13 protein-coding genes are annotated in these 10,858 nt (G+C 67.1%); 10 read left to right on the top strand and 3 right to left on the bottom strand.

What is annotated here, in order from left to right; all coding sequences use genetic code 11:
* Nucleotides 1-394: MFS transporter (locus F6X53_RS33155; protein ID WP_244965563.1), on the top strand; the 394-nt coding region annotated here is incomplete at its 5' end.
* 138 nt (nt 395-532) lie between these two features.
* A complete protein-coding gene (locus F6X53_RS13115; RefSeq protein WP_151000468.1) occupies nt 533-760 on the top strand; it encodes a hypothetical protein in 228 nt (75 codons plus the stop codon).
* Between the two features lie 453 nt (nt 761-1,213).
* Here F6X53_RS13115 and F6X53_RS13105 read toward each other — a convergent pair whose 3' ends face one another.
* Both F6X53_RS13105 and F6X53_RS13100 read right to left on the bottom strand, forming a co-directional pair.
* Entirely contained in the window at nt 1,214-1,930 is a 717-nt protein-coding gene (locus tag F6X53_RS13105; RefSeq protein WP_151000467.1) for a sigma-70 family RNA polymerase sigma factor, read from the bottom strand.
* Nucleotides 1,931-1,932: 2 nt separating this feature from the next.
* Nucleotides 1,933-2,418, bottom strand: coding sequence for a heavy metal-responsive transcriptional regulator (locus F6X53_RS13100; RefSeq protein ID WP_151000511.1), 486 nt, complete (start codon nt 2,416-2,418; stop codon nt 1,933-1,935).
* A gap of 582 nt (nt 2,419-3,000) precedes the next feature.
* Here F6X53_RS13100 and F6X53_RS13095 point away from each other — a divergent pair.
* From F6X53_RS13095 to F6X53_RS13075, 5 genes are all read left to right on the top strand, one after another.
* Nucleotides 3,001-3,681 (top strand): response regulator transcription factor, encoded by a 681-nt coding sequence (locus F6X53_RS13095; protein WP_151000466.1) that lies wholly within the window; start codon nt 3,001-3,003, stop codon nt 3,679-3,681.
* Nucleotides 3,665-5,026, top strand: a complete 1,362-nt coding sequence (locus F6X53_RS13090; protein WP_151000465.1) for a HAMP domain-containing sensor histidine kinase — start codon at nt 3,665-3,667, stop codon at nt 5,024-5,026. Before F6X53_RS13095 ends, F6X53_RS13090 begins: the two co-directional genes overlap by 17 nt.
* A gap of 421 nt (nt 5,027-5,447) precedes the next feature.
* Complete coding sequence (locus tag F6X53_RS13085; protein ID WP_151000464.1) at nt 5,448-6,140, top strand: type 1 glutamine amidotransferase domain-containing protein; 693 nt, start codon at nt 5,448-5,450, stop codon at nt 6,138-6,140.
* Nucleotides 6,141-6,154: 14 nt separating this feature from the next.
* Nucleotides 6,155-6,868: an SDR family NAD(P)-dependent oxidoreductase gene (locus F6X53_RS13080; protein ID WP_151000463.1), complete on the top strand. Its 714-nt coding sequence runs from the start codon at nt 6,155-6,157 to the stop codon at nt 6,866-6,868.
* A gap of 12 nt (nt 6,869-6,880) precedes the next feature.
* Nucleotides 6,881-7,117 carry a tautomerase family protein gene (locus F6X53_RS13075; protein WP_151000462.1) on the top strand — a complete coding sequence of 79 codons (237 nt, stop codon included), beginning with the start codon at nt 6,881-6,883 and terminating at the stop codon, nt 7,115-7,117.
* Nucleotides 7,118-7,292: 175 nt separating this feature from the next.
* Here F6X53_RS13075 and F6X53_RS13070 read toward each other — a convergent pair whose 3' ends face one another.
* The gene (locus F6X53_RS13070; protein WP_151000461.1) at nt 7,293-7,544 is read right to left on the bottom strand and encodes a hypothetical protein; all 252 of its coding nucleotides are present in this window, start codon (nt 7,542-7,544) and stop codon (nt 7,293-7,295) included.
* Nucleotides 7,545-7,747: 203 nt separating this feature from the next.
* Here F6X53_RS13070 and F6X53_RS13065 point away from each other — a divergent pair, with 203 nt between their 5' ends.
* The 3 genes from F6X53_RS13065 to F6X53_RS13055 all read left to right on the top strand — a co-directional run bounded on the left by F6X53_RS13065 (nt 7,748) and on the right by F6X53_RS13055 (nt 10,838).
* A complete protein-coding gene (locus F6X53_RS13065) occupies nt 7,748-8,887 on the top strand; it encodes a potassium channel family protein (RefSeq protein WP_151000460.1) in 1,140 nt (379 codons plus the stop codon).
* A 167-nt stretch (nt 8,888-9,054) separates the two neighbouring features.
* Nucleotides 9,055-9,504, top strand: coding sequence for a low affinity iron permease family protein (locus F6X53_RS13060; RefSeq protein WP_151000459.1), 450 nt, complete (start codon nt 9,055-9,057; stop codon nt 9,502-9,504).
* 404 nt (nt 9,505-9,908) lie between these two features.
* Complete coding sequence (locus F6X53_RS13055; protein ID WP_151000458.1) at nt 9,909-10,838, top strand: DUF6328 family protein; 930 nt, start codon at nt 9,909-9,911, stop codon at nt 10,836-10,838.
* Nucleotides 10,839-10,858: the final 20 nt, after the last annotated feature.

Genomic DNA, 10,858 nt, shown 5'->3' with positions numbered 1-10,858 from the left:
GCTCGTGGCGTTTGCCGTGCTGCCGGTGCGCGCGGCGCTCTCCGGCTTCATCGACGACCCGATGTGGCTGATCTCGGCGGAAGTGCTCGACGGCGTCGCCTCCGGCATCGTCGGGGTGGCCGTGCCGGTGGTGGTGGCGGACCTGACCTGGGGATCGGGGCGGACCCAGACGGCGCTCGGGGTCGTCAACGCCGTCCAGGGCATCGGCGGCGCCCTCTCGGCCTGGTATGGCGGCCTGGCCTACGCGCTCCTCGGCTGGACCGGCTCGTTCCTGGCGCTTGGCGCGCCGGCTCTCGCCGCCCTGGCTCTGGTGATCTGGCTCGATGCGACGACCGAGCCCGGTCGCCGCACCCGGCGCCGCGAGACCCTGGCGGCCGCACTCCAGCCGGCGTGATACCGAGGCGCCGCGACCGCCCCATGTGGTCTCGACGCGGCGTCGACGTCGAACGGTTTCGCCGTATTGGCCGTTGCTGCCCCTTTTGGAGGTCCTGCCGGCCCGTTCGGCAGGCCCAGCCAGCAGAAGGAGAACGCCATGTCGAGCTTGCTCGATTACGAGGCCGGCGACAGCAAGAAGCCGGAATTTCGGCGCGGCTTTGCACATGGGGCCCAGGCCGTGTTCGACGTGGTCGGAGGGCATCTGACGGAGGAGCATGCAGGCCTCCTTCGCCACTGGCTGAACGCGGAGATCCGCTCGTGGAGCCTCAGGGCGCGCGAGCCGGAGGAACCACCGGCGGCTCCCTCCCTGTTGCCGCCGGCATGATGGGTGCCGTCGAGGGTACTCGGCAAGGCGGAAGCGCCATGCTCGGGGCTTGGTTCATCCTGGAGCGAAGCCCCGGGCTCTACGCCTGGTGCTTGAATCCGAGTGCGTGTCCGTCGTCTCGTCGCCCTGGGAGCGGCCCGCGGGCTCGCCCGGCAATCCGGAGACCTCATGGATGAGCGGAGCACTGCAAGCCGCCATGAGGACCCGCAGAAGTTCAACGCATTCCTCGGCCGCGGCAAGCGAGGCAAATCCCTCTCGCCGGAAGACCTGATCCGGCTCAAGCGTCGCGGTGACGTCGAAGCGCCCGTCGGCACGGTCACTGATCCGATAAGAAATGCGGCGTGGCATGCCCTAGACGTAGCGCAACCTTCCCAAACGAGAAGGTTGCGTACGATTATTTTGTCCGCTTGCAGACCGATCGCAAATCTGCCGACGGTCACGAGCCCGGCCGCGTCAGGCCGAGATCCGGCTGTCGGCCATCTCGAGCGAGCTGGCCAGGAATGCCCGCGCACGACTGACGCGGCTTTTGACCGTCCCGACCTGACAGCCCACGAGTTCGGCCGCGGCTTCGTAGGTCATGCCCTGCGCGGCCACGAGCAGGAGCGCCTCGCGCTGGAGTGCGGGCAGCTTGGCGAGATGCGTCCAGATCTTCTGCAGCTCGACCCCATGTTCCTGGGCGGCCGGCGCGATCAACTGGGCCGCCATCGTTCCCTCGGCATCTTCCACTTCGCGCCTGCGCTTACGGCACTCGGTGTAGAACTGGTTGCGGAGAATGGTGCAGAGCCACGCCATGAGATTGGAGCCCGTCTGGAAACGGTGCTGGTTGGCCCAAGCTTTCAGCAGCGTTTCCTGAACCAGGTCGTCGGCTTGCGCCTGGTTGACCGCCAGGGAGCAGGCGAAGGCGCGCAAACCCGGAAGCGCCGCGAGCAGGTTTGCGCGAAACGCCGACGCGACTGTGGCATCCAGCTTGGAGAGAGCGAGATCGAGCCGGGCGATGAGGTCGAGGAGATGATGCGGCTGCTCCTCTGCCAGAATCACCGCGTAGGAGTTCCGCAACTCCTGACCGAGGTGATCACGAACAAGTGCCGGGATCCTGGCGCCTTCGCCCGGAGCCGATGGGTGCCCGTCCGGCCGCTTCGATGCGGCCGAACCGCTGTCGCTCGATGACATACTTACGTCCCTTGTGCCTTGCGCGGCGTGATGGGTTTTCGCCGTGCTCGGCTTGTGCTCTGGATGCCTTTGGGGAAGCCGGACGTCGTCAACGTCGCATCGAAGGCAGCCAGGATGGGGCAGGCCGAAATCGGGTTAGCCTCGTCGGTGCAGTCCACGATCAAGCGTTCGAGCGTCGTGGACATGGTCTGCAGCGTCTTGATCTGAGTCTTCAACTGGCGCTGCTTCTCGAGCGCCTGAGCCCTGACATCGCCACAGCAGGCTCCTTCGCGCTGACGAAGGGTCAGGAGGTCCCGGACCTCAGCCAGTGTGAAGCCGCAGGCTTGAGCATGTCGGATGAACCGCAGGCGCGTCACCGCGTCCTGGTCATAGAGGCGATAGCTGCTGTCGTTCCGACCTGCCGGCTGCAGCAAGCCTTCGCGCTCGTAGAACCGGATCGTGTCGGCCGTTGTGTCGGTGGTGTCAGCAAGCTTCCCGATCGTGAACATCAAGGCATTTCTACTAATGGTGTTCGCACGCTCCGCGACGTGACCGGCCCTCATGTGCTGTTAGCCACTTCAGCTCCCCTGCGGCGGCGGCGCTTTTGCGTACCGAACACATTCCTCTGACCTGTTAGCCCTTGGAGCATACTCCAAGGTCAAGGCCTGCCTTCCGCCCCTGGGTCCCCCTCGGTGATCAACGTTAACTCGGGAAGCCCCAAGTATTCTCGGGTGCATGCGGTGAGGTCCTCCCGCGTTCTCATCCATTCGACACAAATCATGCACAACAAGGCTGACCACGCTTGGCGACGACACGTGCCGATCCGCCGTCATCTCGCAAAGCAAAACTCAATTTCTATTACATATATTTGATAGATTTTTCAGTAATTTCAATAGATTATTATAGTAAAAAGTAAATCATTTGATCAATGATACATGGATCGTGGAAAATCCTGTGATTTTTGCGCAGGCGAAGCGCGGTGCCCATCGGGGGCGAGCAAGCGGGTTCCGCGGCTTGCCGTCAAATTACAAATTCCCAACATTGGTTCGCCGGCTTGCCTCTCCCATTCCTGCCCGGAAGATCGGAAGTGCATGAAGATCCTCGCCGTCGAAGACGACGCCTCGACCCTGGCGCTGCTCGTATCCAGCCTTGCGGAGGCCGGACACGCGGTCGAGCGGGCGACCGACGGGCCGGCCGGGCTCCGGCTTGCCCTCGACGGGGCCTACGACGTGGCCGTCATCGACCGTATGCTGCCGGGCCTCGATGGGCTCGAACTCGTGCGACGCCTGCGCGCGTCCGGCGTGCAAACCCCCGTCCTGTTTCTCACGACGATGAGTGGCATCAGCGACAGGGTCGACGGTCTCGAGGCCGGCGGCGACGATTATCTCGTCAAACCGTTCGCCTTTGCCGAACTGCTCGCCCGCGTTCACGCACTCGCGCGTCGCCCGCCGCTCGGCCGCGTCGAGACCGTGCTCCGGGCGGCCGGCATCGAGTTGGACCTCGTCGCGCGGCGGGTCCGCCGCGCCGAAGACATCGTGGATCTGCAACCGCGGGAATTCAGCCTGCTGGAATTCCTCATGCGCAACGCGGGCCAACTCGTGACCCGTCGGCAGCTCCTGGAGAATGTCTGGGGCTTCCACTTCGATCCGAGGACGAACATCGTCGAGACGCATATGAGTCGCCTGCGGTCCAAGCTGAACAAGAACGCCGAGCCGGACCCGATCGAGACGGTCCGCGGCGCCGGCTACATCCTCCATGTGGACGCCTCGTGAGCTCCTGCGGAGCGCGGGCCTGCGCTTCGCGCTGCTGTACACAGTCGCGTTCATGATCTCGGTCGGCGTGATCGGCTGGATGACCGTGCTCACGGTCGCGGGCGCGCTGGAACGACAGGCGCAACGGGGGGTCGAGAACGAGGCCAGCGCCCTCGTCGACGAGTTCAACGCAGGCGGCCGGCAGGACCTGGAGGCCGCGCTGGCGGGACGGTTCGCGAACCCGTCGACCCATACCCGCTACGCCGTCGTCGAGGCCGATGGCCGCGTCGTCCTGGGCGACAGGACCCTCCTCCAATCCGGCCAAGATCCGGGGGCAGCGCACGGGACATTGCGCGGCAATATGCCCCGCATCGCGTCACGCGAACTCGGCGACGGCAGTCGCGTCATGGTGGCGGATGATCTCGCGGAGGTCAGGGAGATCGAGGCCGTGGTGACGCGCGCCTTCCAGGTGGCGCTCGCAGTAGCGGGAATCCTCGGCCTCGGCACGGGCTTGCTGATCTCCGGCGCGCTTCTGCGCCGCCTCGACACCGTCACCCGCACGGCCGAGGCGGTGGTCGGGGGAGACCTCACACAACGGATCGCCCGAACCGGATCCGAGGACGAGTTCGACCGCCTCGCCGCGACCCTCAATCGGATGCTCGATCGTATCGATGGGCTGATGGCGAACCTGCGGCAGGTTTCGACCGACATTGCGCATGATCTGCGCACGCCGCTTTCGCGGTTGCGCCAGAGCCTCGAGGCCACGCGCCGTCGCGCGACAACGATCGAGGACTACCAGGACGCCGTGGATCGAGCGGTCGAGGAGACCGATCGGATTTTGGAGATCTTCTCGGCGCTCCTGCGCATCGCCCAGATTGAGGCGGCCTCACTCCGGTCGGGGTTCCGCAGGGTCAACCTCTCGGAGATCCTGCAGACCGTCGCGGAAGCCTACGCGGCTCCGGCCGCTGATGGGGGCCGCTCGCTGACGGCGCACATTCTTGAGGACGTCTGGATTGACGCCGACCGTGACCTGCTCGCGCAACTCTTCGTCAACCTCGTCGAGAATGCGCTCCAGCATACGCCGCAGGGCAGCACCATCAGCCTCGAACTGAAGGACTCGGGGGATCGGGCCGTCGCCGTGATCCGCGATGACGGCCCCGGCATCCCGCCGGAGGAGCGGGAGAACGTTCTGCGTCGCTTCTACAGGCTGGAACGGAGCCGGACGACGCCGGGCAACGGCCTTGGCCTGAGCCTTGTGGCGGCGATTGCGGATCTGCACGGGGGCCGCGTGACCTTGTCGAACGGGCAGCCCGGTCTTCAGGTGCGCGTGGCGTTCCCGCAGGGCCACGAGCCGGCACGGAGATGAGCGCCGGACAAGCATCGATCTGGAGATGTCACGACCTGCGTGTGCTGCGACCGACGTCGTCGTGGTGCCTCTCCCCGCGATCTCGCGTTTGGCGGCGACAGGGTGAAGTGGCTTGCGGAGGCAGCAACCGCCTCAGCTGAGCGGTGCAGGCGCCGGAGGTGCCGAGGGGAGGCTGATGTCAGGACTTCGCGTTGTCCCCTACTCGACATCACGCCGATCCTCGGCCGTGCGCTTCCGCTCGGCCAAGGTGCGGGAATCTTGAATTTTCTGGACGAGGCGTAGGTTTATCCCGGAAGCTTCGCCGGCCCTGACCGCCCCGCGGAGGCTCCGGTCGCGTTCGGATCGGCGCGCGACCCGGTCCCGGCGTCGCGAACCGCCGTCGCTCGATCGGAGACGACCGTTCCGACCAAAGGAGATCGTCATGAAGGTCCTGATCGTCCTGACCTCCCACGACCAGCTCGGCGACACCGGCCGCAAGACCGGCTTCTGGCTCGAAGAATTGGCCGCCCCCTACTACGTCTTCAAGGATGCCGGCATCGAACCCGTCCTGGCCTCGCCGAAGGGCGGCAAGCCGCCCCTCGACCCGAGAAGCAACGAGCCGAACTTCCAGACGGACACGACGCGCCGCTTCGAGGCCGATGCCGAGGCGAGAGCGGTCGTGGCCGAAACGGTGCCGCTCGCCGGCGTGACGCAGGAGGATTTCGACGCCGTCTTCTATCCTGGCGGCCACGGGCCCATGTGGGACCTCGCGGAGGATCCGGATTCCCGGCGACTCATCGAGGCGATGCTCGGCGCCGGCAAGCCCGCGACGCTCGTCTGCCATGCTCCCGGCGTGCTGCGGCACGTCACGACCCCGGACGGCGAACCATTGGTCCGCGACCGGAACGTCACCGGCTTCACGAACACCGAGGAGGAGGCCGTGGAACTGACGAAGGTCGTACCGTTCCTTGTGGAGGACGAGCTGAAGCGCCTCGGCGGCCGGTTCAGCAAGGGCGCCGATTGGCAGCCCTTCGTCGTCGAGGACGGTCTCCTGATCACGGGCCAGAACCCAGCCTCGTCGGGGCCGGCGGCGGAGCGCCTGCTTGAGCGCCTGCGCGCCAGCAGCCGGACTTGAGAGGAGGCGCTCTGATGCGCACGGACCGGAAAGTCGTGGTGGTGACCGGCGCCTCCCAGGGCATCGGCGCCGGCATCGTTCAGGCCTATCGCGGGCTCGGCTACGCCGTGGTGGCGAATTCTCGCGCCATCGAGCCAGGGCCCGACCCGGACATCGTCGCCGTGGCGGGTGATATCGCCGAGCGCGCGGTCGTCGAGCGGGTGGTTGAGGCGGCCATCGATCGCTTCGGCCGCATCGATACGCTGATCAACAATGCCGGGATCTTCATCGGGAAGCCCTTCACCGATTACACGGTGGAGGAGTTCGAGCGTGCCCTGCACGTCAACATCGCGGGCTTCTTCCACGTGACCCAGCGCGTCGTCGCGCAAATGCTGGCGCAGGGCCGTGGCCACATCGTGCAGATCACGACGACGCTGGTCGATCAGCCGATCGCCGGCGCGCCGTCCGGGCTCGCAGGCCTGACGAAGGGCGGCCTGGCAGCTGTGACGCGTGGCCTGGCGATCGAGTACGCGGATCGCGGCATCCGGGTGAACGCCGTCGCGCCGGGCATCATCAGGACGCCGATGCATGCGCCGGACGCGCTCGCGGCGCTCGCCAAGCTTCACCCGATGGGCCGTCTGGGCGAGGTCGGCGAGGTCGTGGAGGCCATCCTGTATCTGGAGCGGGCCGGCTTCGTGACCGGCGAGATCCTGAACGTCGATGGCGGCCAGCACGCCGGCCGCTGGTGAGGAGATGCGGTGATGCCGATCGTCACGATCCAGATCACGCGCGAAGGGTCCGACCCCGCGCGCGAAGCGGCGACCGCCGAGGAGAAGGCGGCGCTGATCCGGGGCGCGAGCCAGTTGCTCCTCGACGTCCTCGGCAAGCCGCTGGACGCCACCTTCGTGGTCATCGAGGAGGTGCCCATGGAGAACTGGGGTGTCGGCGGCCTGCCGGTCGCGGAATACCGCCGCCGGCGCCGCATCGAGCCCGAGTGAGGGCCGACTAATGGCTTGAGCGGACGACCGATGTGGAGTGCCACCGCGAGAGGTCCGGGATCGTATCGGGTGCCGGGACGGAGCGTTGCGGGCTGGCGCAGACCGGGAGCAGATCCTGCGGCCCTGGTCGCAGCGGCGGACACGTCACGCGATCAGGTCGAGCCGCCGGGTTTTGCTACGGGTCGGAAGGCTCCGCATCGGCGACCGATGTCCGCTTCGTCGTGCCACGCAAGGCCTGGCGACGTTCGGCGCGCCATTGGTTGGCTTGACGCTGAAGCCGCTTGAGTTGCTGGGCCGCGATGGCCCGATGCTCGATTGTGCGGATCAGGTTCGGCGACCTGTCGGTGGCCGCAACGTCGGTGCGTGCATCGGCCTGGGAGGCGACACCAAAAAGCACGACGGCAAGGATCAGGCGAGTGTGCGTCATCGAAGACCTCTAAGGCCTTCATCGACGCAGTCTTTGGCATCATTGCGACGCGCGGGCACAGCATCCTCCACGCGTTGCGCCGAAGCAAAACACATTGGCCCGATCCCGATCGCACCCGGGCGGCGCTCGGTCGGTGGAAGCCCAGCCCATCCCACGGTAAAGCGGCGGACGGCCTTGTCAGGAAGTTTGAGGCAACCAGCGGCATGGTACGCACAAAGCGGTCTCGCGCGCGGCCACTCAGGTTCCGTCGCAGCGTCGTACGCGACCTGCGCAATCGCATCCGGTTCGCGCTGGTCGGCCTGCTGATTCTCGTCGGCCTGCACGTCGCCTCGATGGTCGCCTTCGAGCATCTCAGTCTCGGCGAGGCAATCTGGCTGACCTTCACGACCATCACGACAACCGGCTACGGCGACTTCTCCGCCAAGACGACGGCCGGTCGCGCCGCCACCATCGTGCTGATCTACCTGAGCGGCATCTTCCTGTTGACGCAGGCCGCCGGTGCCTTCTTCGAGTTCCGGATCCTGCGGCGTGAGCGCAAACGGCGCGGGGAGTGGAGATGGGACATGCAGGACCACATCGTCTTCGTGAATGCGCCAGCCGATGAGCCGGGCGACTACCTGCGCCGCCTCCTCGATCAGCTCCACCGCTCCCACGCGCATTTCGCGACGACGCCGTCCCTGATCCTGACCGAAGCCTTCCCGGACGGGCTGCCCCCCGACCTCGAAGACGATCCGCTCATCGTGCAGCTCAAAGGCCGTTTCGATGATCCGGCAGCCCTGGAGGCCGCGGGCGTGGATCAGGCTCAGGTGCTCGTCGTTCTTGCCGAGAACGAGGGGGATCGCCTCTCGGACAGCCGCACCTTCGACATCATCCACCGGCTGCGCGAGCGCGGGATCACGGCCCGCATCATTGCCGAGTGCGTGGACGACGTGAACCGGGAGCGGCTCAAGCGAGCGGGCGCCTCGGCCATCGTCCGGCCGCTGCGGGGCTATCCGGAGATGATCGTCCGCGCGATCGTTGCTCCGGGCACGGAGTGGATCATCGAGCGCCTGTTCTCCAGCGAGGGTGACGAGTGCCTCCGCTTCGACGTCAAGGTGTCTGGCTTGGCGTGGTCGCGCATCGTTCAGACCATCCTGGAGGCAAATATGGGCACGCCGGTCGGCTACGCGGATGCGCTCGGATTGCCGCACAGCAACCCGCCCCCACACACCTCGGTGACGGCCCAGGCTCTGTTCGTGCTCGTTGACGAGACGCAGAAGCCAAACAATGCGGTGCTCCAGAGGCTGCTGCTCGGCGCGCAGCGGCAACACGGGACGGAGCCTGCCGCCCTCCCGCCTGCCTGAACCGCGAAAGGTGGCGCGCAGGGTGGCAGCGGATGCGCGCCACCTTGAGACCGACCGGGATCGGTCACGCCAGGGGCCGCCCGCCGTGAGGATCCAATTCCCGCGGCTTGGCGTTTCCTGGCCCGAGATCGGCCGTAAGCCGGCATTCCCCGGTCGGAGCCGCAACCATGTCCGTTTCGCGTACCTTCACTGATTTCGCCGGCAAGGTGGCCAAATGGGCAGGCCACCCGGCCGCCTTCAGCATCGGGGCCGCGACGGTCATCGCCTGGGCCGTCTGCGGACCGGTCTTCCACTATTCCGAGACCTGGCAGCTCGTCATCAACACCGGCACGACCATCGTGACCTTCCTGATGGTGTTCCTGATCCAGAACTCGCAGAACCGGGACGGGGCGGCCATCCAGGCCAAGCTCGACGAGCTCATTCGGGCGAGCGCCGCGCAGAACCGCTACATCGGCATCGAGCACCTCACCGAGGAGGAGCTCGACGAGCTTCGGCAACGATGCGAGACCCGCGCCAAGGCCGAGCGGCTCGACGACGTCCGGGAGGCCGCCGACGAGGCCGAGGCCCAGGCCCGCGAGAAGGCGGCGCGCGCGGCGGCAGCTGCCGCCGGGGGCTGAGCCGGAGCCGCGGCGACCCGAGGTGTGATGCGGGGCGGCGCTCGCGGCTCGCCTCGCTTGCGCACGATCCGCCTCGAACGTCTGCCTCCGAGGCGCAATAGTGCCGCCGCGGGCGGGGTTGCCGGCGCGATCGGGTGAGCCGCCACCCGCTCGACCGCCCCTTCGAGCGCGTCTCCCAGAAGGCGGTGTTCAAGTTCGGCGGGTCGGGGGCGTGGCGGCCGACTGACGACATCCTGGAGCACACGCCGTAGGGCAGGGAGACCATCGTGCGCCTGGACGAGCCGGTCGCCACCAGCCTGAGGAGCGCGTCGGGCGCGCATCGCTGACCGGCATGGATCGCGCGCCGGAACCCGATGTGGCGCCAGCCCATTGCCGCTTCCCGGTCCCGATGGGCGTTATCGTGCATGTCCTTGTCAAAGAAGGTGAAGGTCGGCCTCGACGAGACGCGAATCCTGATCCTCGGCTCGCAGATCCTGCTCGGCTTCCAGTTCCAGGGCGCCTTCCGCCCAGCCTTCGAGCGCCTGCCGTTCCACGACCGGGTGGTCTGGGTCGCAGCCCTGGGCTTGGTCACCCTCACCATCGCGCTTCTGATCACGCCCTCGGTCCAGCACCGGATGGTGGAGCAGGGGCAGGACACCAAGTGCCTGCTCGGCGTCATTGGGCGCTATGCCGGGCTGTCGCTCACCCCCTTCGCCCTGGCGCTCGGGGCCGACCTGTTCCTGGCCGTCGAACCGGTGCTGGGCTTGGCGAGCGGCATCGTGGCCGGCACCCTCGTCTTCGGCTCGGCGCTCCTGTTCTGGTATGGGTTGCAGGCGCTGAAGGCCCGCACCATCGGAGGAAGGGAGCGCGCCATGACGAGCCGGGAGCCCGAGCACGAGCACACGTCCCTGGAGACCAAGATCGAGCAGATGCTGACCGAGGCGCGCGTCATCCTCCCGGGCGCGCAGGCGCTGCTGGGCTTCCAACTCGTCATCACCTTCTCCGACGCGTTCGAGGCGCTGCCCTTCACGGCGAAGATCGTGCATCTCGTCGCGCTGGGCTTCCTGGTCCTGACGGTGATCTGGCTGATGGCGCCGGCCTCCTTCCACCGCATCGTCTACGCGGGCGAGGACACGCCGGCATTGCACATCCTGGGCACCCGGTTCCTGCTCGCCGCGAGCGTCTCCCTGGCGCTCGGCATCTCGGCGGATCTCGGCGTCGTGGTGGCGAAGGTGGTCGATTCGGACCAGGCGGGGCTCGTCGCGGCGCTGGCGTCACTGGCCGTGCTGGCCGGGCTTTGGCACGTCTACCCGCTGGTCCTGCGGGCACGCCGCGAAGGCGGTGCCGGCCCTTAGGCCGGAACAATGGCAGCCGA

Source organism: Methylobacterium soli (assembly GCF_008806385.1).
Taxonomy (GTDB): domain Bacteria; phylum Pseudomonadota; class Alphaproteobacteria; order Rhizobiales; family Beijerinckiaceae; genus Methylobacterium; species Methylobacterium soli.
The sequence above is the reverse complement of the archived record's forward strand: the minus strand, read 5'-3'. Positions and strand labels throughout refer to the sequence as shown.

Bases quoted from the DNA above. Each gene is read 5' to 3' on its own strand.
- F6X53_RS13055 (WP_151000458.1), top strand. From the start codon at position 9,909: ATGTCCTTGTCAAAGAAGGTGAAGGTCGGCCTCGACGAGACGCGAATC.
- F6X53_RS13070 (WP_151000461.1), bottom strand. From the start codon at position 7,544: ATGACGCACACTCGCCTGATCCTTGCCGTCGTGCTTTTTGGTGTCGCC.
- F6X53_RS13080 (WP_151000463.1), top strand. From the start codon at position 6,155: ATGCGCACGGACCGGAAAGTCGTGGTGGTGACCGGCGCCTCCCAGGGC.
- F6X53_RS13065 (WP_151000460.1), top strand. From the start codon at position 7,748: ATGGTACGCACAAAGCGGTCTCGCGCGCGGCCACTCAGGTTCCGTCGC.
- F6X53_RS13105 (WP_151000467.1), bottom strand. From the start codon at position 1,930: ATGTCATCGAGCGACAGCGGTTCGGCCGCATCGAAGCGGCCGGACGGG.
- F6X53_RS13060 (WP_151000459.1), top strand. From the start codon at position 9,055: ATGTCCGTTTCGCGTACCTTCACTGATTTCGCCGGCAAGGTGGCCAAA.
- F6X53_RS13090 (WP_151000465.1), top strand. From the start codon at position 3,665: ATGTGGACGCCTCGTGAGCTCCTGCGGAGCGCGGGCCTGCGCTTCGCG.
- F6X53_RS13075 (WP_151000462.1), top strand. From the start codon at position 6,881: ATGCCGATCGTCACGATCCAGATCACGCGCGAAGGGTCCGACCCCGCG.
- F6X53_RS13115 (WP_151000468.1), top strand. From the start codon at position 533: ATGTCGAGCTTGCTCGATTACGAGGCCGGCGACAGCAAGAAGCCGGAA.
- F6X53_RS13100 (WP_151000511.1), bottom strand. From the start codon at position 2,418: ATGTTCACGATCGGGAAGCTTGCTGACACCACCGACACAACGGCCGAC.
- F6X53_RS13095 (WP_151000466.1), top strand. From the start codon at position 3,001: ATGAAGATCCTCGCCGTCGAAGACGACGCCTCGACCCTGGCGCTGCTC.
- F6X53_RS13085 (WP_151000464.1), top strand. From the start codon at position 5,448: ATGAAGGTCCTGATCGTCCTGACCTCCCACGACCAGCTCGGCGACACC.